Source organism: Embleya sp. NPDC127516 (assembly GCF_044765325.1).
Taxonomy (GTDB): Bacteria; Actinomycetota; Actinomycetes; order Streptomycetales; family Streptomycetaceae; genus Embleya.
The window spans coordinates 1-24,179 of the sequence record NZ_JBIWJT010000035.1; the positions used below are offsets into that span (position 1 = coordinate 1).

19 protein-coding genes and 5 pseudogenes are annotated in these 24,179 nt (G+C 68.6%); 10 read left to right on the forward strand and 14 right to left on the reverse strand.

Translation table 11 applies throughout. From position 1 onward, the window contains the following. Nucleotides 1-90 precede the first annotated feature (90 nt). The 3 genes and pseudogenes from ACIRL2_RS42195 to ACIRL2_RS42205 all read right to left on the reverse strand — a co-directional run. Nucleotides 91-426 (reverse strand): annotated as a pseudogene (locus ACIRL2_RS42195) (ornithine decarboxylase); the annotation flags it as partial. A gap of 228 nt (nucleotides 427-654) precedes the next feature. Further along, nucleotides 655-936, reverse strand: a complete 282-nt coding sequence (locus ACIRL2_RS42200; RefSeq protein ID WP_402239858.1) for a GNAT family N-acetyltransferase — start codon at nucleotides 934-936, stop codon at nucleotides 655-657. 62 nt (nucleotides 937-998) lie between these two features. Next, nucleotides 999-1,133 (reverse strand): annotated as a pseudogene (locus ACIRL2_RS42205) (hypothetical protein); the annotation flags it as partial. Between ACIRL2_RS42205 and ACIRL2_RS42210 the strand changes: the two are divergent. From ACIRL2_RS42210 to ACIRL2_RS42230, 5 genes and pseudogenes are all read left to right on the forward strand, one after another. After that, a pseudogene (locus ACIRL2_RS42210) lies at nucleotides 1,069-1,221 on the forward strand (transposase); the annotation flags it as partial. The pseudogenes ACIRL2_RS42205 and ACIRL2_RS42210 sit on opposite strands and share 65 nt — an antisense overlap. A 257-nt stretch (nucleotides 1,222-1,478) precedes the next feature. Then, entirely contained in the window at nucleotides 1,479-2,123 is a 645-nt protein-coding gene (locus tag ACIRL2_RS42215; RefSeq protein ID WP_402239673.1) for a DDE-type integrase/transposase/recombinase, read from the forward strand. Between the two features lie 294 nt (nucleotides 2,124-2,417). Then, on the forward strand, nucleotides 2,418-3,812 hold the full coding sequence (locus tag ACIRL2_RS42220; RefSeq protein ID WP_402239676.1) for an IS4 family transposase: 1,395 nt from the start codon (nucleotides 2,418-2,420) through the stop codon (nucleotides 3,810-3,812). A gap of 63 nt (nucleotides 3,813-3,875) precedes the next feature. After that, on the forward strand, nucleotides 3,876-4,079 hold the full coding sequence (locus tag ACIRL2_RS42225; protein ID WP_402239678.1) for a hypothetical protein: 204 nt from the start codon (nucleotides 3,876-3,878) through the stop codon (nucleotides 4,077-4,079). Nucleotides 4,080-4,481: 402 nt separating this feature from the next. Beyond that, entirely contained in the window at nucleotides 4,482-4,670 is a 189-nt protein-coding gene (locus ACIRL2_RS42230; protein WP_402239681.1) for a hypothetical protein, read from the forward strand. 447 nt (nucleotides 4,671-5,117) lie between these two features. On the opposite strand, the gene ACIRL2_RS42235 is transcribed toward ACIRL2_RS42230, so the two are convergent. The 3 genes and pseudogenes from ACIRL2_RS42235 to ACIRL2_RS42245 form a co-directional block, all read right to left on the reverse strand. Further along, nucleotides 5,118-5,996, reverse strand: a complete 879-nt coding sequence (locus tag ACIRL2_RS42235; protein ID WP_402239683.1) for a hypothetical protein — start codon at nucleotides 5,994-5,996, stop codon at nucleotides 5,118-5,120. 127 nt (nucleotides 5,997-6,123) lie between these two features. Then, on the reverse strand, nucleotides 6,124-6,312 hold the full coding sequence (locus ACIRL2_RS42240) for a hypothetical protein (protein WP_402239686.1): 189 nt from the start codon (nucleotides 6,310-6,312) through the stop codon (nucleotides 6,124-6,126). 147 nt (nucleotides 6,313-6,459) lie between these two features. Then, nucleotides 6,460-6,816: pseudogene (locus ACIRL2_RS42245) on the reverse strand (histidine phosphatase family protein); the annotation flags it as partial. 96 nt (nucleotides 6,817-6,912) lie between these two features. Between ACIRL2_RS42245 and ACIRL2_RS42250 the strand changes: the two are divergent. Beyond that, nucleotides 6,913-7,500 (forward strand): hypothetical protein, encoded by a 588-nt coding sequence (locus ACIRL2_RS42250; RefSeq protein WP_402239689.1) that lies wholly within the window; start codon nucleotides 6,913-6,915, stop codon nucleotides 7,498-7,500. 212 nt (nucleotides 7,501-7,712) lie between these two features. On the opposite strand, the pseudogene ACIRL2_RS42255 reads toward ACIRL2_RS42250, so the two are convergent. Beyond that, nucleotides 7,713-8,087: pseudogene (locus ACIRL2_RS42255) on the reverse strand (dihydrofolate reductase family protein); the annotation flags it as partial. A gap of 185 nt (nucleotides 8,088-8,272) precedes the next feature. After that, the gene (locus ACIRL2_RS42260; RefSeq protein ID WP_402239692.1) at nucleotides 8,273-9,100 is read right to left on the reverse strand and encodes a class I SAM-dependent methyltransferase; all 828 of its coding nucleotides are present in this window, start codon (nucleotides 9,098-9,100) and stop codon (nucleotides 8,273-8,275) included. 494 nt (nucleotides 9,101-9,594) lie between these two features. Between ACIRL2_RS42260 and ACIRL2_RS42265 the strand changes: the two genes are divergently transcribed. After that, nucleotides 9,595-9,969, forward strand: a complete 375-nt coding sequence (locus ACIRL2_RS42265) for a transposase (protein WP_402239694.1) — start codon at nucleotides 9,595-9,597, stop codon at nucleotides 9,967-9,969. A 1,000-nt stretch (nucleotides 9,970-10,969) separates the two neighbouring features. Here ACIRL2_RS42265 and ACIRL2_RS42270 read toward each other — a convergent pair. The 3 genes from ACIRL2_RS42270 to ACIRL2_RS42280 all read right to left on the reverse strand — a co-directional run bounded on the left by ACIRL2_RS42270 (nucleotide 10,970) and on the right by ACIRL2_RS42280 (nucleotide 15,653). After that, nucleotides 10,970-11,782: a PRC and DUF2382 domain-containing protein gene (locus ACIRL2_RS42270; RefSeq protein ID WP_402239697.1), complete on the reverse strand. Its 813-nt coding sequence runs from the start codon at nucleotides 11,780-11,782 to the stop codon at nucleotides 10,970-10,972. Nucleotides 11,783-13,118: 1,336 nt separating this feature from the next. Then, nucleotides 13,119-13,868: an SDR family oxidoreductase gene (locus tag ACIRL2_RS42275; protein WP_402239699.1), complete on the reverse strand. Its 750-nt coding sequence runs from the start codon at nucleotides 13,866-13,868 to the stop codon at nucleotides 13,119-13,121. 351 nt (nucleotides 13,869-14,219) lie between these two features. Continuing rightward, complete coding sequence (locus ACIRL2_RS42280) at nucleotides 14,220-15,653, reverse strand: glutamate--cysteine ligase (protein WP_402239702.1); 1,434 nt, start codon at nucleotides 15,651-15,653, stop codon at nucleotides 14,220-14,222. Between the two features lie 987 nt (nucleotides 15,654-16,640). Between ACIRL2_RS42280 and ACIRL2_RS42285 the strand changes: the two genes are divergently transcribed. Together ACIRL2_RS42285 and ACIRL2_RS42290 are read left to right on the forward strand one after the other, a co-directional pair. Then, nucleotides 16,641-17,249, forward strand: a complete 609-nt coding sequence (locus tag ACIRL2_RS42285; protein WP_402239704.1) for a GNAT family N-acetyltransferase — start codon at nucleotides 16,641-16,643, stop codon at nucleotides 17,247-17,249. Between the two features lie 4 nt (nucleotides 17,250-17,253). After that, on the forward strand, nucleotides 17,254-18,438 hold the full coding sequence (locus ACIRL2_RS42290; protein WP_402239706.1) for a histidine decarboxylase: 1,185 nt from the start codon (nucleotides 17,254-17,256) through the stop codon (nucleotides 18,436-18,438). 231 nt (nucleotides 18,439-18,669) lie between these two features. Here ACIRL2_RS42290 and ACIRL2_RS42295 read toward each other — a convergent pair whose 3' ends face one another. Both ACIRL2_RS42295 and ilvB read right to left on the reverse strand, forming a co-directional pair. Beyond that, the gene (locus ACIRL2_RS42295) at nucleotides 18,670-19,077 is read right to left on the reverse strand and encodes a cupin domain-containing protein (RefSeq protein ID WP_402239709.1); all 408 of its coding nucleotides are present in this window, start codon (nucleotides 19,075-19,077) and stop codon (nucleotides 18,670-18,672) included. Nucleotides 19,078-19,210: 133 nt separating this feature from the next. Next, on the reverse strand, nucleotides 19,211-21,019 hold the full coding sequence (gene ilvB, locus ACIRL2_RS42300; RefSeq protein ID WP_402239712.1) for a biosynthetic-type acetolactate synthase large subunit: 1,809 nt from the start codon (nucleotides 21,017-21,019) through the stop codon (nucleotides 19,211-19,213). Between the two features lie 308 nt (nucleotides 21,020-21,327). Here ilvB and ilvA point away from each other — a divergent pair, with 308 nt between their 5' ends. Then, a complete protein-coding gene (gene ilvA, locus ACIRL2_RS42305; RefSeq protein WP_402239715.1) occupies nucleotides 21,328-22,551 on the forward strand; it encodes a threonine ammonia-lyase in 1,224 nt (407 codons plus the stop codon). Between the two features lie 284 nt (nucleotides 22,552-22,835). Here ilvA and ACIRL2_RS42310 read toward each other — a convergent pair whose 3' ends face one another. Continuing rightward, on the reverse strand, nucleotides 22,836-24,110 hold the full coding sequence (locus ACIRL2_RS42310; RefSeq protein WP_402239717.1) for an amidohydrolase family protein: 1,275 nt from the start codon (nucleotides 24,108-24,110) through the stop codon (nucleotides 22,836-22,838). Nucleotides 24,111-24,179: the final 69 nt, after the last annotated feature.

The window sequence follows — 24,179 nt, forward strand, 5'->3', positions numbered from 1 at the left end:
GAACTTCTGCGGATATCTGGGTGGCACGTTCTCTCTCATTTCCGAATCTCGACAACCCTACGCGGGTCACTGTCCGGAAGAAATAGAGCACCTCAAGAGGACGAGCTTCTCGTGCGGCCCGGCGACCGAGAGCATCGCGCTCTTGACCGACAGCGAGCTGCCGCACGTGGTGAAGAACGTGTGGTCGGCGTGCACCGCCTCGGCCATCAACTCCTCGGCACGCTCGAGGACCCGTCCCGACGAGGTTCGGTCGTCCAGGCCCGAGGTCGCCAGGACGTCCGAGGCGAACACCGCCTCACCCAGCACCGCGCGGGTCCGCGCGTCGATGCCGCGGCCCTGCTTGTGACCGGGCGGCGTGAACGGCGTGTATCCCTGCTCGTGGTAGGCGGCGAGCGCGTCCAGGACGGGGGTCTGCGACTGATCCATGCCCACCGGCTGCCCGGTGGACGGGGCGTTGACACCCCAGATCGGGCCGGCGAGGTCGCCCGCCCGTCCTCACGACAGGCACCGCACCGGGTCCGGCCTCCGGCTGCGGACTCGACCACGTCCGCGACACCGTCACCCCCCTCGCACCCCACCGGGGCGTGCCCGCCGTACGCGACTACCTCGACAAGGCCCACACCAGCCCCGCCCTGCGCACCGCCTGACGGGCACTCAGCGCGCCGTGTCCGGCAGCCACTCGGGGGCCGGCGCCGCGTACACGATCGTGTCCCCCCACGCGCCCCGCAGGAACACGTCCTGACGGCGCGTCCCCTCCAGATACATCCCGGACCGTTTCAACACCCGGCCCGAGGCCACGTTGTCCGGCTCGTGCCCGGCCCACACCCGATGCAGACCCACCGTCGTGAACGCGTAGCCGAGCAACGCCTCCAGGGCTGCGCCCGCGTAGCCGCTGCCCCACGGCGACCATCGCACCGCGAACCCGATGCTGCCCAGGTGAGGCGGGCGTACGTGAAGTGGGCGGGGCGTGTGAAGGTCGCTCCGGTGAAGCGGGCGTCGGTGGCGAACGCCGTGCCGGTGAACTGGGCGGCGCCCGAGAAGACGACGCCCTCGAAGCCTGCCTCGGCTGTGAGTTTCCCCGGGCTCGGAACCCAGCTCGGGGCCCGGGTGCTCGCCGAGATCGGGGACGACAAGGCCCGCTTCGCCGACGCTCGCGGGCTCAAGGCCTACGCCGGTGCTTCACCGATCACCCGTGCATTGGAACGTGTGGTGGGTGTCGGTGCGGCGGGTCGACGGGAGGCCGGGGCGGGGCGGGTCGTGCGGGAGGTATGTCGTGGGGGGAGGGCGGGAGGCTCGGGTGGGGTTGCCCATATCCCGTATTGCGTGGCGGGTGGGACGGGTTCGCGACGCGCCGACGTCGTCGTGGGTCGCGGCTCGGGTGCGAGCGAGGGGCCGCGGTTGCGTCGGGCTGCTGTCATCCGCATTCGGTCCGGGGCGCGGCCGGTCGGACTGGGCGCGGTCCACCGATATCTCGTGTAGTGACCGCCGTCGCGCACGTGACGTTGTCCCGTTCGGTCCCGAGTTCGTATCGGATCCCGCGCGAGCGCGGCGAGGTCCGCGAACGCCGACGACAGGCCACCCATCCGCCCCGCGTGAAACCGGAGTTGGTGGCCGAGGCCCCGAACACGATGTGGTCGTGGAACGTGACGAAGCCGCGTGGACCGGATCGGCGGGTGTTCTTCTGTCTCTACACGATGATCTACATCTACTCCCGATACACGGTGGGCTGGATGGTCGCGCATCGCGAACACGAGTCACTCGCACGACAGTTCGTTACCGGGACGGTCGGTCGGCACGCCGTGGGCGGGGCCCGGTCGACGATCCACTCGGACCGCGGAGCGATCCACAACGCGAAGTCCGTCGCGGAGTTGATGGCCGACCTCGGCCACCGAAGACGAGGAACACACCCGCCCGACAACGCACGATCCAACCCGACCGTGCGAGCCGTCTCGGTCAACAACACCCCACCGGCCCGCGAAACGATCCCCGACCCACCGGACTCCACCCGAACACGCGGATACGAACCGCTATCCTTCCTCACCCGGGAAGTGCTTCTTTCCGTGCAGCCGACGGGACCTAGAGAAGTCCCATCGTTGCAGGTCAGGACAATGCCGGTGATTTAGCGCGTCAGGGCAGGTCAGGCGCTCGTCGGTGGTTGGTTTGGGCGGAAATATCCCCGGTGACGTTCTGTGGGTTCGTCACTTCCGGTGACTGCGGACGAAGGCCGGGACGCGGCAACGGAGTCCCCGGTAGGACAGAAGATCGACCAAGATCCGACTGTCCACGAGGGAACTCCGTTGGGTGCTCGGTGTGCCACTGCCCGCGTGCCGTCCGCCAACGCCGAGGGCGGTCCGAAGCCGACCGGCGAACCGATGGCGCCGCCGGGCCGGCGATTTGGTGAACACGTCCGTCTCGGTGTGCCGACCGAGGAGATCGGCCCCGAACCGGTCGACGAGATCGTGGAATCGACCGGTTGTCCCGAGCGGCGCCGTCGGCTGCTGCCGGCTCGGGCCGTGGTCTGCTTCGTCCTGGCATTGTGCCTGTTCGGCGGTTCCGACAGTGCCGGGCCGCCGGGCTACCGGTCGGTGTTGCGCGCGCCGACAGAGAAGCTGCGGCACCTTCCGGGTCTGTGTGTGCAACACCTGCCCACGAGTTCAGCCCTGACGCGGGCTCGGCAGCGGCTCGGCGAGAAGCCGTTGCGGGCCCTGTTCGAGCGGCGGTGCGGCACCCTGGCGACGACCGCCACCATCGGTGCGTTCGCCTTCGGTCTGCGACTGGTCGCCTGGGACGGCACCGTCCTCGACGTGCCCGACAACCCCGTCAACGCACGGGGGTTCGGGTTCACCGGCAAGGACGGCGCCAATCAGAGCGGCCACCCGCAGGTCCGCCTGATGGCGCTGACCGAGTGCGGGACCCACGCCCCGATCGACGCGGCCTTCGACGCAGTGGCATCCGTCAGCGAACACCGGCTCACCCGCCGAGTGCCGGCATCGCTGCGGTCGGACATGCTGCTGTCGGCCGACCGGAACCTCGCCGGATACGGGTTGTGGGGCCTGGCCCGGTCCACCGGCGCCCACCTGGCCTGGCGGATCAAGAAGAACCCGGTCTTCGTCCCGCTGCGGATACTGCCCGACGGGTCGTACCCGTCCGTCATGGGCACGCCGGCGGAGAACCAACGCCGCGGCACAGCCCGCGCGGCCGGCCGCACCACGGCAGGGCAGCCCGCGGGGCACCTCGTGCGGATCGTCGAGTACACCGTCACCGTCCACCCGCAAGCAGGTCCGCCCCGCACCGAGAGGTTCCGTCCGGCCACCGGTCTGCCGGACCACCGGCTCGCCCCCACGCGGGCGTTGGCGGCGATCCACCACGAGCGGTGGGGGATCGGGAACGGATTCGCGGAGTTGAAGACCCGCCTGCGCGGCGCCGGATTCATCCCGAGGTCCCGAGCGCCCGAGTTGGTCCGCCGGGAGATCTACGCCCTCCTCACCGTCCACCAGGCCTTGTGCGCACCGGAGTTGCGTGCCGCGGAGCACGCCGGCATCGATCCCGACCGGATCTCCTTCGCCGTCACCGTGCAACTCGCACGACTGAAGGTCACCGCCCAGGCCGCCACCGACGCGACCACACTGAACACCGCACGCCGCGAGGTCGTGACGGAACTCCTGGCCGCGCTCCTCCCCACCCGACGGGACCGACAATGCCAACGCGTCAAGAAGCCATCCAAGAACACATTCGAGGTCAGGAAACGAGACCAGCCCCGCACTCCCAGTAACGTCCGCTACACGCTCAAAGTGACCAGACACCCTACTTGACCTGCGGAAACGCCTAAATCACCGGTATTGCAGGTCAGGAGCACTTTCCGTTTTTCTGACCGCATGTCAGACGACCCGCTTCATGAAAGCGCGAGGCTAGAGGTTCACCACGTCCGCAAGCTCGCCAATCTCAACCGTCCCGGACGCCGGGAGGAGCCCGCATGGGTCCATCTGATGGCAATGCGGCGGCGCAAGTCCCTTGTGATCTGCCGTCGTTGCCTTGAAGACATCCACGCGGGCCGTTCTACCGCAGCACTTCGCAAGTGATCACTGGAGAGCCGGATGTCTGGAAATCGGGCCCGTCCGGTTCGGGAAGGGTCCGTCGGAAAAGAAGCTCAGCCAGAGGCACCTCGTCGGAGGGCTACTTCACTCTGAGGGGGCGGGGACGCAGTGATGCGTCCCCGCTACCCGACTCGTCCTGGGCACACGCCCATCCGCCATCGGCACCCCGGTCGAGCGCACGGCCCGCTGCACGGCCCTCGTCGCCCTCCCGAACGGCATCAAGGCTCAGCAGGTCCGACCGCACCTCACCCGTTCCATCCTCGGCATCCCGGCGCAACTACGACGTTCCCTGACCTGGCATCGAGGCCGGGAGATGGCGGACCACCGTGACTTCACCGCCGCCACCGGTGTTCCCGTCTATCTTCGCAAGCCGCGCAGCCCCTGGCAGTGCGGCACCAACGTGAGCACAACGGCCTCCTGCGGCAGTACCCGCCCAAGGGCGCCGATCTCCGCAAACTCAGCCAGGCCGACCCGAACGGCATCGCCGATGAACTCAACCACCGGCCCCGCGAAATCTACGGCTGTCAATCACCGGCCGAGGTCTACGCTGACCTCCTGAACAGCGGTATGCGTTGATCGTTTGAGTTCCCTCGTTTCCGCTCTTCTCGACCGCCGCCCGCCTGATCCGCACCGGCCGGCGCGTCGTCGTCCGTCCATCGAAACGATGGCCCCTGGGCCCTGCACATCCTCGACGGCATCACCCGGCTCCACGCTCTCGCCACACCCACCTGAGCACCGAACTCGACCACTCCGACGAGACGAGGCGCCCCCGGAAACATGGAAACCGGCGCCCACCCGACACAACACGACAATCGGGCCACCGGCGCGCGCCCAACCCGGAAATGCCGCATCCCACCAGCACGAAGTCCCCGTCGGCGAACCGACGAGGACTCATGAACGATCGAGGCCCACGACACCCCCGGTTCCGCGAATGCGGTTGCGTGCGCTGCCTCGCCTCTGATGCCGGGACTTCCCAGGCCACCGGCTACCGCCACCTCCACGAGGGCTTCGACGTCCTCGGGCTCACAAACCCAACAGGGTGGCCCGGGCCTGGTGATCGAACCACTCCCCGAAACGGTCTCCGTGATTCGCACCGTCCGGGCTCAGAGTGACGACCAGCGGGTCTACGGTCGAATTCTGCTCGTGGAGATCGACGAAGTATGATTCCGCCGCCGAATTGTCATGACCGAGATAGAAACACGCGTCGAAGACACCTTCGTTCAGATCCTCCAGAGTGAAGTCCTCCTCCTCCTCGTCCGGTTCGGCCCCTTCGTAGCGTTCACGCAACAGATCGCCCAGATTCTCGGTGCCCGGCAAGTCGAATCGCAGGCTCGTGTCACCGGCGTGCAGTGAGCGGTGCGCTGCCGCCAGGGCGCGGATCGACGCGGGAATGGTCTCGTCGTCAAAACGCCGGTCGGCCGGGGGGCCGGACCACAGTACGTTGATCGCGCCGGCGCCGGGCCCCGGCTCATCGATGTCGCTCAGCCTTTGGGCTTGCGTACCACGGGGTGTACGACGAGAACGCGAGAAGTAGGCCACGTGATCCCCACCTCGTACCCGAACCACCACGAGGCCGAATACCTCCCGGCGGATGGCGGCCACCCACTCCGGGAAATACTCCGCCGCCTGCCCCCAGATGTTGTCGAGCGCTTGCCCCAGAGTCGCCGCCCCGGGATCCCGCCATCCGCTCGGCTGCACCGGCTGCAACGGAACGTCGGCGTGGCCCCCTCGGAACAATCGTCCGCGAACCTCGACGCCTTCGTTTGATTCTCCCCCACGGTGGACGGCTTCGAGCGTGGCATCCGCGAGGCTCGCCGGACTCCAACTCCCCTCGGTCCTCAAGGCCCTTCGCAGGAAGAACTCGATGTTCCCGGCCACCCGGGAGTCTATTCGATCGCTCATGCCGTCGAGGGTACGCACACGCAGTCCCGAAGCCGACAACGACCGCCGGCACCGGTCCCGCACCGCAACCGTGAAGCGGGACCGAAGGAGGCCGAGGTTCGAGGCCGCAGCCTCCTGGGGCATGGCATCACCAGCCCTCCCATACCCGTGCCGGCACGAAGGCGAGCGCGCGAAGGCATCGACGCGGCGGATACCGGAACTGACGCTCTTCCTCGTCGAAAAGATCCAGGCTCACCTGCACCCTCAGTTGTAGGCGGTCCTCCTCGAATACCTGCGGGAAGAAGCCCATCTGTTGGCTGAAAGTTGGGGAGACCATCTGCGGGGCTGCGTATCGGGAAGCGAGGTCAGGCCGGGCCGCCCCCGCACCGCACCGCCGACCCCGTTCGAGCTCCCGGGCCCACCACGCCGGGGAAACCGATGTGAAGCCTCGGCGAGCCTTCCGTCACGACGCGGGCCATTGGCGTCAGGCGCCGAACTGCGCTTTTTTCGGCGACGCCTCGGCCTTCGAAGGCAGCAGGTCCTTCGCGGGCTCGCGGTAGTCGACGGACACGATCCGGTCGCCCTCGTACGTGAACGTCGTCAGCGACGCGAGCGAGCACTGTCGCTTGCGCGGGCCGTGCAGCAGGCGCCGCCGCTCGATGTACGAGCGCACGATCCACACCGCCACCTGGTGGCTGACCAATACCGCCTCGTGCCCGCGCGCCCTGTCGCGCGCCGAGTCCAGGGCCGAGCTCATGCGCACGACCCGGTCGATGTACGGCTCGCCCCACGACGGCTGGAAGGGGTTGCGCAGGTACTTCCAGTACCTCGGGTTGCGCAACGGACGGCTTCGATACGAACGCGGTGTCGGTGGTGCCGCTGCAATCGCCCGTGGCGAGACGTACGGTACGCAGGAAAGACCACTGGAGGGGAGATCATGGGCGACTGGTTCCAGACGATCGTCGACACCGAGGCCACGCCAGGGGAGGCGCAGGGGCTCGCGGTGAACATACTCGATTGGCTGATCGCAGACGGCTTCGTCTCAGCGGAACGTACCGACTGCGTCCTGGGCGCTGACGCCGGGCACGCGCCGGGGACGCGTTACGGCGAAGCCGTCGAGGTCCCGGATCCCGAGCTGGCCAATGTGTGGAGCAACGGCCTGCACGTCACCGTAGGACGTACGGTCTTCGATGCCGGGCAGGGCGAACCCTCGGCCGTCACCTGCCTGCACTGCGAAACGGAGATGCCCCTCGGCGACGAGCACTGGTCGCTCATCGAGGAGACGTGGGCCCGGTTCATGGATGCGATGGAATCCTGGGCCCAAGGCCACGATGAGCCCGTAGCGTGCCCGTCCTGCGGCCGGGCAGCTCCGGTGCACACGTGGCTCTGGGCCGACGACTACTTCGCGTTCGGCCATCTCGGCTTCACGTTCTGGAACTGGCCCACGCTGCGCCCCGAGTTCGTCGTGGACTTCTCACGCCGTCTCGGTGGCCACCGCACCGTACTGCTCGAAGGCAAGCTCTGACCTGGCTCTGTACGCCGAGTTGCGATGTCGTTTCGACGGTCCGACCGTCGTCGCCGAGCTGCTGGACGCGCACATAGGCCGGTTCCGGCGGCCGCCGACCGTGCCTGGGGGCGTCCGTCGGCTGGGTGGACCTGGGTGGGGGCGTAGGTGCGCAGGACCACGCCCGAGTTGAGGCGTGTGGCGCCCCGCAGCGTGAGGTGCGCGGTGTCTGCTCCGTCGAGGAGGCGGCGTCCGCGTCCGGCGATGACAGGGAAGACCCGGAGGAAGTACTCGTCGACGAGTTTGTGGGCCAGGAGCACGCGGTCGATCTCGCCGGTGCCGAGCTTGAGGATGTCCTGCCCCGGCTGTTCCTCGAGGCCGGCGACCTCGGCGGCGATGTCGCCGGCGATGACGGTGCCGTTCCAGGTGGCGTGCGGGAGGGTACGCGAGACGACGTGCTTGGGGAGGTCGTCGAGGCGCGAGGCGCACCCCTCGTCGAGGCCGCTCACGTGCGTACCAAGGTGGCGAGTTCCTCGTACGCCTGCCGTCCAAGCAGCACGGCGTCGGTGTCGTTGAGGAGGTCGCCGGTGTACTGGTGTACTGCGCATCCCGATACGGCCCGCTGCACCGGGCGGGCGAGCTGACGACGCCGTCCAGTGTCACGTACGTCGATTCGATGAGCCTGCGCATGAGGTGATGGGCTCCTTCAGGGTCGGGTTATAGCGGGGCGGCCGTGCGCCGGCGGGCTGTGGCGGTGCGGCGCTACGGCGCGTCTTGGCTCTTGCCTCCGTGTTCATGTCGCCGCGACGATCCAGACGGACCCGGGGATGCGGACGCCTTCGGCGGTCTCGAACTCCGCAAGCGCGTCGCGCACTTCGGCGTGGATACGGGCGACGACCGCCGGGTCTGCGTCGCGCAGGTTGTGCTGCGTCGGGCCCATACCGAAGATGAAGTCGGCGGCATCTCCCGCGTCGGCGCCGAAGACCATGGGGGCTTCGGCGGGGGCTATGTCGACGTCCGTGAACCCGGCGGCGGCGAGCACCTCGCTGATCCGCGCGGGGTCAAGGAGCGCTCCCATCCCCCTGGAGGCGGGGGATGCCTCGCGCAGGAACGGCGAGAGAGCGGCGGTCGCGCGGGCATAGGCGCTGTCCGGGCCTCCCGGCTGCGGGCCGAGGAAGGCGAGCCGGCCGGCCGGCGCGAGCGCGCGCCTGAGATGGGTGAACGCCGCGATCAGGTCAGCGAAGAACATGACTCCGCCGCGGCTGAGGACGACGTCGAAACCGTGCTCGCAAAACGGGTGCACCTGGGCGTCGCCCTGCGTGAAGGTGACGTTGCCGATGCCTTCCTCGGCCGCGTCACGGCGGGCGCGTTCGAGCATGGGCGCGGACAGGTCGATCCCCACGACACTTCCGTCGTACGCCTGCTGCGCGGCAAGGAGTGTCGTCCGGCCGGTGCCGCAGCCGACGTCGAGGATGCGGTCATGGGCGGCGATACGCGCGGCAGCGAAGAGAGGCGCGTTGAACCCGTCCAGCATCGCGTTGTAGCGCTCGGCGTGTTCGGCCCAGAGGACGCCCTCTTTGTTCCATGCCTGTTCCTGCTGACGGTTGGCGATGGCGCGCATCTCTCAGCCCTCCATGGATTAGAGTCACACTCTAGTATTGAACTCTAGATATAGGCTCCAGATGTGCGAGAGGTCAAGGGATCACGGGGCGGCACTGCCCTGGCCACCGGGCGGCGGACCACTGAAGCGCCCGCGCTGTTCGTCGGGCAAGGGGTACGGAGCAGCCAAGCCACAGAAGGTCGCCGACCGGGAGGGCGTGAACGTGCAGATCCACTTCGTCTTCCGGAAACAGGCCGCCGTTGCTCAAGGAACCGGCCGACGCCGCGATCGCGGGCGACGACGAGCCCGCCCCGACGACGAACCGGCCCTCGTTCGCCGACATCGCAGCCGCGCCTACCGCCGAGTCGGCACCGGCCGCGCAGCAGCCCAGTCCCAGTCCGACCACCGCGACTTCCCCACTGCGCCCGGACCGGCGGACCGACCCACGAGCGGGCCCCACCCACAGGACGCCTGTGCGGGCCACGGCGCAAAGCGTAGGCCGCTCGGCTTCTCGTATGACGGCTACCACGGTCCGGCGCCGCACCGACCAAGACCCAGCGTCCCAAGGTGCCTTCCCGCCGAACCGCCGACGCACGACCTCACACGTACTCCGGCCACCACCGAGACACGCACAGCGTGCGGCAGAGGTCGCCAGGGCGCCCGCCGTTCGGAGTTACGCGGGGGCACGCAAGTTGGGAATTCACGACACCATGCTCGGGAACTGGGTGTCGCAGTACCGCAAGTCGATGGCGGGACTGGGATCGAAGCCTCGGGATCGCGAGGCTCCGACGGAGCGTGAACGGCAACTGGAGCGCGAGAGTCGGAAACTCCGCGAGGAGAACGCATTTTTGGCAAAAGCCGCCTGCTTCTTCGCCCGCGACCATCGGTGAGTTCCCGCTATGAACTCGTCGACGCGGAGAAGGCAAACTTTCGTGGTGCCGACACGTGCCGATGGCTCGATGCCTCCCGATCCGGATACTCAGCATGGCGAATCCGCCCGGAATCCGCGACCACACAACGGCGCGACCGGCTAGGCGGCGATCAAGAACATCTTCACGGCGAATCACGAGACCTACGGATATCGGCGCGTCCACGCAGTTCGAAGGTGCGGACTCGGACATCTGTGGCACGGACGCCGTGTCGCCGGGCGGGCTCGCTGCGGTTCCCGGCCCACGGCCCGCTCCCGACTCACACGTTGCTGTCGTCCCCTCAGTCGACGATGACCACCCACCGACCACTTCGCAGGCCCTGCGCCGTCTACCAGGCACCGGCCGCGAAGCATGTGTGGATCGCGTCGTAGGTCGCCGAGGGCACGCGTCCGGTCAGTGCCAGATCCTCCCATCGCGCCGGGGGGCCAATCCGGGCGTCGACGACCACTGCGGCGAGCACCACGCCGTACTCGCGCCCGGGCAAACACTGGCAACCGTCTTCGACTACCGCGTGCGGAAGTGCCCCGGCGCGTCCGGCGAAACGTCGTCCGGCGGTAGGCCGACCCTGTATCGGCCGGTCCGGATGCGAGTAGTCACGCCAAGTCGCCGCTGCTGACGATGGAGAATCGCGCCGACCAGCCGAAGTCGTTGCATGGGTCTGTGCGTTCGTATCCACCTCCTGGGAACGGCGCCCGCCTCGCGGTCGCGGGCGAGGCAGCGAGAGCGGGGACAACACCGCGACCACCCACCGGAAGTTCGCCACGCTCGACGATGCAGCGTTCCACCCGCCCGCGATCCCGATTTCCTCCGCCACCGCACCCTGCTCAACTGATCCATCTCGGCGAGCGAACAAGGCTGTCGGGCAGCCCCGGGCGTATCAGCCCGGGGCTCCCACAGATCCGTACGAGCCCGGACCCCAACGGCAATGGCGCGGCGGGGCGGGCCTGACGCCGCGCTCGTGTCAGTTCCCTTCCCGGCGGGGCTTCCGGGGCTTGTCGTCGGCTTCGTCGACACCTTCGACGTCGACCCGCTCCTTGCGTACCTTTCCGGTGACCTCCTGATCGCGCGTGACCTCGTCGGTCCTGAGGCCGACGCGCTCGACGGGTGTGACCTCGGTCCGGACCACCGGGCGTTCCTCGTACAGGGTCACGTCCTGCTGCTCCTCACCCAAGCGGGTCTCTTCGGACATGCCGGCCCGGTCCGCATCGGTGATCGGATCGCGCTCGACTCGGACCTCTTGGTGACTGACCGGCACAGTGGTCGTCACTTCCTCGGTGACCACGTACTTGCGAAGACGAGCGTGGCCCGTCTCCCGGCGTTCGACGCCGACGACGAGATGCTCCTCCGAACGCGTCAGCGATCGGTCCGCGCTTTCCTGCCTCGGCCGCGCCCCACGGTCGCCTTTGTCGCGATCGCCACTCGCGGTGTGCGGCACGGCCCGTGCGGAGTCAGCGTTGGTCGTCTTACTGCGGTCCCCCACGTTGCCGGGCTCATCCAGTCCGTAGTGGCTGTACAAACGCTGTTCCTCGCCCGGGTCGAGGTGGCCGTCGTCGTCCACCCGAGGGGCGTGCTTGACGAGGTCTTTGGGGTGGGCGATACGCAGGCCCTTGTCAGTGAGATCGGCCCCTTCGAGCGGGACGAAGGACTCCTTGTTCCCGAATAGGCCGGTGCGAACGGTGACCCATTCGGGTCGTCCGGTGCGGTCGTCGAGGTAGACCTGTTGGACGGTGCCGACTTTGGCGCCGTCCGGGTCGTGCACGGTGGCGCCGGTCATCTCGCGGGGGTCGAGGCGCGTGGTCATCGAGGGCTCCTTCGGTTGTCCGTGTCGACGGTGCGACGCACGGTGGATGCCCCCCTCGCGGCTCGTGACGCGGGCGTCGACCGGGTTCACCTGTCCGGGGCAACGCATGGACGGTGCCCAATGGCCGAAGCTCTTCCGGCGGGGGACAATCAGTCCTCGACGAGCGAGGAAGAGCCCGTGGATGTGGGTGTCCGCGACGCGGTGCCGTTTCCAGGTCTCGGCCCTCGACCACCGAGCCGGTCGATCCGATCGGCTTCGTCCACGCCGTCCACGGAATCGACGCATTTCTCCTCGGCGGCACGGTCGTTCACCCGCACGGCCGGCTCCCTCTTCGGGCCCCGTCCCGAAGATCTGAACCCTGTCGGGCAAGGGCTCAGCGAGGGTCGATCTCGGATTCGGGTGCGGTGCGCGCGTCGGCGGGCCGAGGGCGGTGTTGTGGCACCACGAGGCGAACGCCGCGGAGGTGGCGGCCAGGACGGCCAAGCCCAGGCTCCAGCCGCCGACCACGTCGGCTTGAGGTGAGGGCCCGTGGACGTGGCCGGTCGCGTTGGGATTCCTGCGCGGCTTCGGAACCGACGGACGCGCCGCTCCGGCGCCACTCGGCCGTTGTCGTGTGCGAGATTCGTCGCACCGACGAGCGGTGAACAGGCCCTGCCCGGGAAGGTGTTCCCTGGCATCGGTGTGACGCGCGTGGGCGCAGCGTCCACGGCATGAGTCGGTCCTTGGTGGTGAAACGGCGTCTGCCGACGGTGACCTGGTCGGCCCGCCGGCCGTACACGCCTTCGGCGGAGGTTCGCGTTGCCCCGCCGGCGTGAACCGTGGGACGTGGCGCCGGGTTGCGCCCGTCCGGTGGTTTCGCAGATGACCGCGGCTGTGTCGGCGCTCTGACGACAGTCGCCGAACCCGTCGGTAGGCGTGAAGCCGTCGGGCGGGAGGCGGGGGTGGCCACCGGGGCAGCATGCCGTCGGTGATCGGTTCCGCGGCCAGGCGGCAGAAGATAGGTTCGCCCAGGCCGGTCTGGGTGGTCCATTCGGTCGGTCGCCCGGCATCCGCATCCGGTTGCCGCGTTTCCACCCGCCCCCGCCCGCGCGGCATCGGCTCCGCGAACATCGTCAACGCGCCGTATTTGCGGACGCTGCCTCCGTGCCGCCGCCGTCGACTGCTGCGGCGGCAAGAGATGGTGACGGTGTCCGCAGCGGGAGTGGTCGAATGTGCGGGCATCGGAACTCCACGCGCCGGAGAGCGGCGTGCCGACGCGTCGACCCGTGCCGCGGCGCGGGGGTGTGTCCCGCAGGGAGGCCCCGTGCGGTCAGCGGGTGGTGTAGCCGCCGTTGGGGAACAGTGTTTGGCCAGTGAACCACCAGCCCTGGGTGACCAGGAAGGTGATGACCGGGACGATGTCCTCGATGTGGGTGAGTTGGTTGCCCATCGCCTGCGACGCGTGGAACCGGGCCCGTTCCGGGCTCTCCTGCGGGTAGAAGAACGGTGTGTCCATCGGACCGGGTGCCACGGTGTTCACCGAGATGTTCCGGTCGGCGAACTCCTTGGCCGCGGCCCGGGTGAAGTGCTCCAGCGGCGCCTTGCCACCCGCGTAGGTGGAATAGCCGTCCGTGAACGCGGCCAGCAGCGACGTGCCCAGACTGACGATCTTCCCGTGATCGTTCAGCCGGCGCCCGGCCTCCTGGATGAAGAAGTACGCCGCCTTGGCGTTGACGGCGAACATGCGGTCGTACTCTTCCTCGGTGGTCTCCAGGATCGGCTTGCGCAACACCATCCCGGTGGTGTTCACCGCCACGTCGACACCGCCGTAGGTGTCCACCGCCGTGTCGAAGAGCCTTCGCACGTCCGCGACCTTCGTCAGGTCACCCTGGACGGAGACGGCCTGTCCACCCGCCGCCCGGATCGCCTTCACCGTCTGCTCGGCATCGCTCTCCGAGGTGTGGTAGTGGACGACCACCTTCGCCCCGGACTCGGCGAACGTCCTGCTGAGCAGCCCGCCGAGGTTCTTCTCTCCCCCGCCGACGACCGCGACCTTGTCCCGCAGAGTGTTCTCGACCATGCTCGGCGCTCCCTCACGTCATTGCCGGTGATCGACTCGATCACCCTCTACAACCAAAACCGGGCGGATGTCAGGGCACCCGGGCACGTTGAGGTGCCGGGTCGTCCCACAAGCACCGCCGCTACCCCCGGGCAGTGCCTCGGCAAACGTCTGAACCGAGACGGTCCCTTGCGATCCCGCTCTCGCGCGCCCCGACGCGCGGACGGTGGGTGAACGACGGTGGTAGCGCCCGATCGCCTCGACCGGGAGGCCGCCAGAGGATGCCGTCCCTCGTGGAACAGGGCGACGATCACGGCCACGGGGCTATCGCGCGCGGAACGGGCCACGTGTGCACGGGATGGTCGAGCACGCTCAGGCGCGCGTATTGTGCGACCAACTCGTGAAGGGCCAGTCATGGTCGGATCGCTGTCGGAGGGAGTCGAGCATGCGACGCTGCCACATGGCGCCGGTCATACCGGTTGCAGCTCGCTGTTCGATCACCGAGAGCACCTGGTGTGCCTCGTCGGCGTCCACCCCCATGGACAGAAGTCCACGGGCGGCTCGCGGAATCAGGACGCGGATCAGATCCGGGGCACCGCGCTCGACGGCGGGTCCGGCCGGAGAATTGGGCCACGCCAGCCGGGCGGAGAGGCCGTATCGTGCCGCCTGGTAGAAGTTGTCTCGCACCGCGCGGAAGGGGAGGTTCGCGGTGAAGTCCGCGGGCGCGTCGGTGAGATGACGGATCAGGCCGAGGAGGAACGCCGTGTTCGCGACCATGTCGATCGCGGTGGGTCCGGCGGGAAGCGCCCGGGACTCTATCCGCAGATGACCGTCGCCGGCAGGATCGTACACGGCCCGGTTCCAGGGCCACACCGTGCCCATGTGCAGGCGTAACTCCGCCAGTTGGGGCGTGCGACCCGCGGCGAGCGCCTCGATGGGTCGCTCGTCGCTCAACACGGGAAGCATCGTCGCGTAGTCCTGGACGGCCTCGGCGAAGATTTCGGTCGCGCCGTGCCCGTACCAGGCCCGGCCGAACAGGACCCGGGGATGGTCCCCGCCCACCGGCGTGTCGCGGTCGCCGAATCCCTGTTCGTAGTACGGAATGCGCGTCTCCTGCCACAGCTTCTTACCGAACAGCAGAAACGAGTTCCCGGCGACGGCCAGGACGGGTCCGACGGCCAGTTGCGCCGCATTGTAGGTGCGGCTGAAGTCGTCGGGCGGCACAGTGAGGTGAACCTGCCACGAGCAACACGCCCCCTGCACGGCCATCGTGTCGGTGCGCAGGACACACGGTTCCTCGCCTTCGATCCGGACGTCGAACGAACCCTGACGGCGCTCGGCGAACGCATCGTTCAGAATCGCGTAGCGCGCAACGTCGGTGAGCGAGGAGCCGGACAGATCGCAGGGACGCAGGCTCGGGAGCATGCCCACCATCAGGGGCCGGGTTCCGTAGGGTCGGCCGGCCGCCGCGACCTTCGCCATCACCCGACTCGTCTCTTCGCGCATGGCGGTGAAGGGGCGGCTTCGGGCGGGCACGGGCGTGACGTTCAATTCGAGGTTGTAGCGGTTGACCTCCACGGTCAACCGAGGGTCGCCCGCCGCGGACAGGACGGCCTTGTTGAGCGGCATCGGCGCGCCGGAGGAATCCACGAGGAACATCTCCAGTTCCGCGCCGATGCAGGTCTCGATCCGGCCGAACGCGGGGCGTCGGAGCAACTCGCCCAGCGCCTTGAGCGACTCGTTCAGGCGTTCGCGAAAGGCCTTGTGGTCGGCGGCGTCGAACTCGCCCGCCTCACGCGAACTCACCCCGTCTCCCCTACGCGTGTTCGCGGCACTCGCCTGCGACCGAGGGAAGACGTGCGGACGGCGGGAAGCAACCACATCACCCGGTCTTTCGGTCCTCCGCGGACGCCGCGTCGGACCAATAGTGGTGGGAGCTTGATTGGGCAGTCACCGACCACTGTATTCCCGCCCATTCCTGTGACACAAGGTGAACAATCGATCACTCGTCAAGGCCGCGCGGCGTGCCGTTGGAGCAGCGAGAGCATCGGAAGCAGGCGCTCCCGGTCTGCACCGACTGCGAGGACTCAATCGCTGCGCCTGTGGCGATCGTGTTATGAGCAAGGCGGACATCCGGAAGGCCGCCCTGCCCTTGTCGATCAGCGTTGCAGGTGGCCTCTGGGAAGAGTGCCGTCATGGACGTGTCGGCGAGACGCGGTCAGGTATCAACGGGCCCGGGCAGAGGCGCAGTCGAGGCTTCGGACGGCCCGGCCGGGCCGCCGCGGGCGAACAGGGCCCTCCCCCTTTTTGCGCGGCCCGTCGCAGTGCATGCGGTAGGGGCGCAGAGGGGAGGCGTTCGCCGGTGCCGGCGAGGGAGGCCCGCAACAGCTCCGACACCACGGTCGAGTGCTCGCCGGCCGCCGGGTCGGAGCCGCCCACCCATCCCCGGCCCACTCGCGCATTCAAGGTCGGGCAGCCCCCGGCTCCGTGTCCCCGGCTCATCATCCTGCGGGCCTCTCCCGGTTCACAAGAGCACAAGCGTTCAACGCGTTCACGCATCAGAGGACTTCAGCGAGGTCTTGGACCGCGTGTGGAGGCGATTCCCGGGAAGCGCTCACACCAGCCGGAAAGTCGGTACCGCGCTCATGAGACGCCCGGGCGTCACAAGGGTTGCCCGGACGCCGAAGAGGTCGCCTCTGCGTTCACCAACGGTGGGCCGAAAGGTTCGTCCTTTCCGATCAGGGGCTTCGGCCTCCCCCGCCTGTGCCGGCGACAGTGAAAGGAGTTACAACCGTGCTGATCCGCGCCACGAAGAAGGACAGCGACCTCGCTGTGGAGGTGCTCACCGAAGCGTTCGAGAACGACCCGTTCCTGCGCTGGCTCTTCCCCGAGGACCCGCAGTACGGCACGTACGCGCCCTTGTTCTTCGGACAGTGGGTGGACGTCACCCTCGATGCGGGCGAGATCTGGATGGATCCCGATCGCGCCGGCGTGATGCTGGGTCAGCTGTCCACCACCCTGGCGTCGAATGAGGAGGACAAGGCCCGAGCGCGCGAGGAGTTCCGTGCAACGTTCCGGGAATGTGCGGACCGCGTGGTGGCGTTCGTGGACGGTGTCGCGGAGAACCACCCGAACATGGACCGAGAGCACTGGTACTGGACGATGCTCGGCGTCCGCCGCTCCCACCAGCGCAAAGGCGTGGGACGCGCGATCTTCCAGGAGCTTTTCGAGATGAAGAACCCCCGATACCCGTTCTACTGCGAAGCGACGACCTCGGGCAACCTGGCCCTGTACCGGCGCCTCGGCTTTCGCCGCCTCTTCGAGTTCCGGGTGGCACCGGACGCCTCTCCGCTGCAGGCCATCTGGGCCGAGACCAACGCGTTCGCCGAGAGTCGGAGGTGAACCCATGCACGTCGAGCCCCACGCCCTTCGCCTGGGACGCGAGGAGCCGGACGCCGAGCGCGACGTCCGGCTCCTGACGGAACTCGGCCGTACCCGACACGACAAGCGTCACCGGCACCTCGGCTACCCCCTCAACCAGGACTTCGACTACCGCGCCCTGTCCGAACTCCTCGACACCCCCTGGTACTCGATCGGCTTCGCCGACGAACCGGACCGGCTGGGTCTGGGCGCCGACGCCTTCGAACGGGAGATCCTGGCGTTCTTCGCCGAGATCCTCAAAGCCCCTCCCGGCGAGGTACGCGGTTTTCTCCCCACAGGGTCCACCGAAGGCAACCAGTGGGGATGCCTCCTGGGCCGACAGGCCCTGCCGCGCGCTCCTTTGTACTTCAGCCGCGCCGCGCACTTCGGAATCCGCCGCGTCGCCGAGCTCCTGCGCATGGAACCGGTGGAGGTCGCCACCCTCGACGACGGCCGCATGGACCTCGACGACCTGGAACACGCCTGCTCCCTTCGACGGGGCCGCGGAGCGGTCGTCGTCAACACGGCCGGGACGACCATGCTCGGCGCCGTCGACGACATCGTCGGTCTGCGCAGCGCGGCACGACCCGCCGGAGACGTGTTCGTGCACACGGACGCCGCGCTGAGCGGATTGATCCTGCCCTTCGTCGACGAGGACGTCCCCTTCGCCTTCGACGCCGGCGCCGACAGCGTCACCATCAGCGCGCACAAGATGATCGGCCTGCCCATGCCGTGCGCCATCGCACTCGCCCGCTCGGAGCACATACCGCAGGGGCACGACGTGGAGTACGTCGGCATATCCGACTCGATCGTCAAATGCAGCCGCGACGCCTACACCCCCTTGCTCCTGTGGTATGCCCTGCGCCGCCTGGGCACTCCCGGCCTGACCCGAAGGGCGCACCACTGCCTGGGGACCGCCGCCTACGCGGTGGACCGGTTGAAGGACGGCCCGGGCAAGGCCTGGCGCCATCCGCACTCGATCACCGTCGTCCTCGCCTCCATCGACGCATCCCTGGCTCACCACTGGCACATGGCCGTCGAGAACGGTGTCTCCCACATCGTGACCGCCCCCCACGTGACCCGCGCCGACATCGACCGTTTCGCCGAGTCCCTGCGTGCCGAAACCTCCCGACACACCACCGACCCCGCCCCCTCGAACCCCGCCCGGTGAACGGCGGGCCCTGCGGCGCCCGAAGGAGACACGCCCCCGCGGCCGGGAGCGGCCGGCTGGTCACCGTCGAAGGCTCGGACCGCACCGATGGGGAGGCACCCCTTCCAGCCCGGTCCACCGAAATCCTCCTGCCCGGGAGGGAATCGATGTGTTGGAGCCGACGACATCGCCCGGGAATCGAGATGCGGCCCGGCGATTGCCCTCACGTGCGGGGATGCCTCGATGCGTGATTCACGAGGTTGTGGCCCGCGGGCCCGCGTGGGAAGGCGGGTCGACCTTCACCGAGAGGAGTTGGTTGTCGGCGAGGAAGTAGACGACGTACAAGACGACCTGTTCTTCGCCTCGATTCTCACCACAATGGGCGTTCTCGCTGCCCGCCGGTTCCAGGACGCAGTTGCCTGCCGTGATGATGTCCGTGGAGGAGTCGGCGAACGTGCGCACAAGGGTGCCGGTTTTACAGATCACGAGCATGGGGCCGGGGTGGTAGTGCCATCCGGTCGTCCCGCCGGGCGGGAAAGTGATCCTGCGGAAGACGACGGTGCGGGCGTCGGGCCCCAGTGGGGGTAGTTGCTCGGTCGTCGATCCGGCCGCCAGGATCACCGACTCGAGGGAAGGTCGATCATCCGATGGCGCGTTCATCGATTCCGCTCCCCTCGCCTGGGCCGATCGGGCCGCGGCGGGCAGGCGTCCACTGGGGACATTCGATCGCGGCCGCTTGCGATCGTTGCGCGTCGGACGGGCCCGACCCCGCAGGTCGGGCCGGGTCGCCGCCTCACGGCGTACCGTCCTGTCCGAAGTCGGGGCGCCTGTCCCGGGCTTCGAGGATGTCGTCGTTGGACACTCCCGAGGGCACCATGGGCCAGACCATCGCCTCTTGGGCGACCACGAAGTCCACCACGACGGGCACGTCCTCGATCGTCATGGCCGCCTCGATCGTCGCGTCCACGTCCTGGGCCCGATCGCATCGAAACGCCCTGCATCCGTAGGCTTCGGCGAGTCGCGTGATATCGGGGCTGATGGGGGCGGAGTCCGAGTCGAGGTCGATGTTGGCGTGTTCCTCGCCGTGCGTCATGTTCTGCGCTTGGCGGACCATGCCCAGACTCGCGTTGTTGATGACGGCGACCTTGATCGGCAGATGATTGAGGACGCAGGTGGCCAGCTCCTGGTTGGTCATCTGGAAGGACCCGTCACCGTCGATGGCCCACACGATCGCCTCGGGCAACGCGGCTTGTACACCCAGCGCGGCCGGGATCGCGTAGCCCATCGTCCCCGCGCCGCCGGAGTTGATCCAGGTCCGAGGGCGTTCGAACCGGATGAACTGCGCGGCCCACATCTGGTGTTGACCCACCCCCGCCGTGTACACGCTGCGCGGACCGGCGGTGAGCGTGCCCAGACGCTCGATGACGTATTGCGGCGCCAGGGCGTCGGGAGAAACGGCGTAGCCCGGTGGGTATCGTCGACGCCATTCCTCGAGGGTGTCCCACCAGCTGCGGTAGTTCGTGCTGCGGCCTTGGTCGAGCGCACGTTGCACGGCGTCGGCGAGCAGAGACAGCGCCTGGGCGCAGTCGGCCAGGATCGGCACGTCGGCGCGACGTTTGCGGGAGATCTCGGCGGGGTCGATGTCGACGTGGACGACGGTCGCGTGGGGTGCGAAGGAGTCGATCTCTCCTGTGACGCGGTTGTCGAAGCGTGCGCCGAGGGCCACCAGGAGGTCGGCTTTCTGCATCGCGCCGACTGCGGTCACGGAGCCGTGGCGCCCCGGCATGCCCAGATGCCGGCGGTTGCCGTCGGGGAAGGCCCCTCGGGCCATCAGCGTGGTCACGACGGGTGCCCCGGTGAGTTCGGCGAGGCGGAGCAGTGCTGGGGATCCGCCCGATTTGATGACTCCGCCGCCGACGTACAGGACCGGTCGTTCGGCGTTCAGCAGGGCTTGGACGGCCTGGTCGATGCGGGCCGGGTCGGGGGTCGGCGGATCGGCCGGGCCGGTCGTGGGGACCTCCAGGGGCATCGGCACCTCGATGCTGTCGTCGAGGGCGTCCTTGGTGATCGCGACGAGTGCGGGTCCGGGGCGTCCGGAGACGGCGATGCGCAGCGCCTTGTCAACCGTTTCGAAGATGTCGGACGTCTTGGTGACCTGGGCGTTGTACTTGGTGATCGGTGCGGTGATGGCGCAGATGTCCGCCTCCTGGAAGGCGTCGGTGCCGATCAGGTGGCTGACGACTTGGCCGGCGATCGCCAGTATCGGGACCGAGTCCATGTGTGCGTCCAGCAGGGGGGTGACCAGGTTGGTCGATCCCGGGCCGGACGTTCCCAGGCACACGCCGATCCGGCCGGTGGCCTGGGCGTAGCCGGAGGCCGCGTGTCCGGCTCCCTGTTCGTGGCGGACCAGCACGTGGTGGAGGCCCGGGGCGGAGGCGATGCGCTGGTACAGCGGCATGACGGCCTCGCCGGGGATGCCGAACACCGTGTCCACGGCGTGCAGTCGCAGGGTGTACAGGAGGATCTGGGCGCCGGTCAGGCGCACCGTGCCGTCGGCGGGCAGGTCGCCGAGGGGCTCGTTTCGCAGGTCACGAGCGGGCACGACTTCACGCTCCGGGATGAGGCGCGATCTCGGAGGGCGCCGGAAAACCGTGTCCTGGCGGGCGTGGCCCGCGATGCGGACGGTCGTAGGCTCCGGCGCGCCCCGGGAAGGGCACGGACAGGAGGATGCGGAGCTGTTCGCTTGCATGTGCCGTCCACAGCGTAGGCACGTGTCGTGACGGGCGACAAGGCATTCGCTGCAAAGGGGGCGCCACGGGCGCGTGTTGGGGATCCGGGACGGCATTTCGTGTTCGCGACGGGTCGTCGCCGTGTCTGGCTGCCGGGCGTCACCGGTCGTACAGTCACGGTATGCAGGAGACACGGATCACTGCGCAAGATGTTCGTGAAGCCCGCGATCTGCTCGCCCCGGTCACGCATGTCACCCCGATGCTGACCAGTCGACGGCTGTGTTCCCTTACGGGTGTCGCCGTGCACCTCAAGTGCGAGAATCTCCAACGCACGGGTTCCTTCAAACTGCGCGGCGCGTATGTGCGCATCGCCGGTCTGGACATCGAGGAGCGCGCCCGCGGGGTCGTCGCGGCCAGCGCCGGGAACCACGCCCAAGGCGTCGCGCTCGCCGCGTCGTTGCTGGATGCGCGCTCGACGATCTTCGTGCCGTCCGGTGCGCCCCTGCCCAAACTGGCTGCGACTCGCGACTACGGGGCCGCGGTCCGGACGGCGGGCACGACGGTCGACGAGGCCATGGAGGCGGCGCGACGGTTCTCGGACGAGACGGGTGCCGTGTTCATCCACCCCTTCGATCACCGGGACGTGATCACCGGCCAGGCCACCGTCGGCGCGGAGATCCTGGAGCAGTGTCCCCGGGTGCGAACCGTCCTGGTCGGGCTCGGCGGCGGCGGACTGCTGGCCGGGATCGCAGCAGCCGTCAAATTGTCGCGCCCGCACGTGAAGGTCGTCGGCGTCCAGGCTCTGGGGGCGGCGGCGTTTCCGCCCTCGCTGGCCGCCGGCCACCCCGTGACGCTGGAACACATGTCCACGGTGGCCGACGGGCTCATGGTCCAGCGTCCCGGCGATCTGACGTTCGAGATGGTCAAGGCACTCGGCGACGGCGTGGTCACCGTTTCGGAGGAGTCCCTCGCGAAGGCCGTCCTGTTGAGCCTGGAGCGGTTGAAGTTGGTGGTGGAACCGGCCGGGGCGAGTTCGATCGCCGCCCTGTTGGAGCACCCGAACACGTTCGAGGGCCCGGTGGTCGCGGTCCTGACGGGCGGCAACATCGACGCGGAACTGCTGCAGCGCTTCCTGCGACACGATCTCGCATCCGCGGGACGCCGCACACGCATACGCGTGCAAGTGGCAGACCACGCGGACGCGATGACGAAGCTGCACAGTTGCGTGAGCCGGGCCAACGCCAACGTCCTGGACGTCGAACGGGTGGACGTCGACCCTGGCCTCGACTTGACTCGGATCGAGGTGGACGTGTTGCTGGCGATCGAGGGGGACGACCATCGCGTGGCCGTGATCGAGGAACTGGGGAAGGCCGGGATCACGGTCCTGCCTAGACAGGGCCGCTAGGCCTTTCCGGCGGATCTTGGTGGATCAGGCCGCGTCGTCCGGTGCCGTGGCTCGGCGTGCCGGAGAAGCAGTCGCTTGGTGGTTCTGTTCTGTTGTTTCTCCGGCGCGGCGAGGCGCGGAGCCAGGCGGCGCGAACCGACCAAGTACCGCCGGACAGGGGCTAGTTTCTCCGGGAGGTGTGGGGAAGTCCGGACCGCGCGACCCCCGGGCCGCCCGGCGGGGGTCGGTGGCCCCCGGTTGCGTAGCGCCCCCGGCCGGTGCGCACGGATCGGGGCAACCGGGGGTCAGTCCCGCGTGGTTTCCGGGAGTTCATCGGAGCCTTGGTCACGTCCGCGCTCGTGTCGGTACACGCGGCCCTCGCGCATCACGTACTCGACACGCGTCATCGCGCTCATGTCGACAAACGGATCACCCCGAACGGCCACCAGGTCGGCCTGCGCTCCCGCAACGATCCGGCCGATGTCCGTACGCCCCAGCAGGTCGGCCGCCGTGGTCGTGGCCGCGCGCAACGTGCGCAACGGTGAGATGCCGTACCGCACCATGGTCAGGAACTCTAGGTTGTTGTGCTCGTGCGGCACCTGGCCGGCATCCGTGCCGAAGGCGATCTCCACGGGGCTGTCGGCCAGGGCCGCGAAACCCTCGTGCAGGCTTTCCCGATGACGGCGAAATTTCGCTCGGGCCGCCCGGGGGCGTCGCAACCAGAAGTCGTCGTCGTCCAGGTGATCCGACGCCTCCTCGATGACCCTGAGCGTGGGGACCAGGTACACGCCGCGATCCGCCATCTCCGAACGGGTTCCGGCGCGTATCAACGAACCGTGCTCCACGGAGCGCACACCCGCCCGCAGCGCCCGCCGTACACCCTCGTCGCCGAAAGCGTGCACCGCGCACGGCAGACCGATGTCCTGCGCCGCCCCGACCAGCGCGTCCATCTCCCCCTGGGTATACGTAGTGTGCTCCGGCTCGTCCGAGGGCGAGAAGAACCCGCCCGTCGCCGCGAACTTGATCCAGTCCGCCCCCGTGCGGGCCTGACTGCGCACCGCACGCAGGATCTCGTCCACGCCGTCGGCCAAAGCCCCGATCTCCGTGTGCGGCAGGCTACCGAGGTTCGAGCTCTTGTCGCCGTGGCCGCCTCGGGAGCACAAGATGCGCGGGGCCACGACCAATTGCGGGCCGGGCAACAGATCCGCGGCCACCGCGTCGCGAACCATCAGGGCCAGGGAGTCCTCCAGCGCGCAACCCAGGTCGCGCACGGTGGTGAAGCCGTTGCCGAGGAGGCTGCGCATCGACAGCAAGACGTTGCGGTGGCGGGCAGCGACCGAAAAGCCGATGTGGCTGTCCATCATGTCCGGCGCGTTGGACAGGTGCACGTGGCAGTCGATCAGTCCGGGCACGAGCGTGCAGCCGGGCAGACGCACGACGACGGCGTCGGGGGGCGGTCGTGTGCTCGTGTCGACGACGGCGGCGATTGTCGAGCCGTCGACGATCACCATGCCCGGCGTCGGAGCAGCGGCCAGTCCGTCCCATATCCGTTCCGCCACGATGACCGTCGGCCTGTTCATGCGGCCCTTCCCCCTGCTGGACGGCGTGGGCCGGTCACCCGGTCCCACCCCGAGACGAGACGCCGCGCC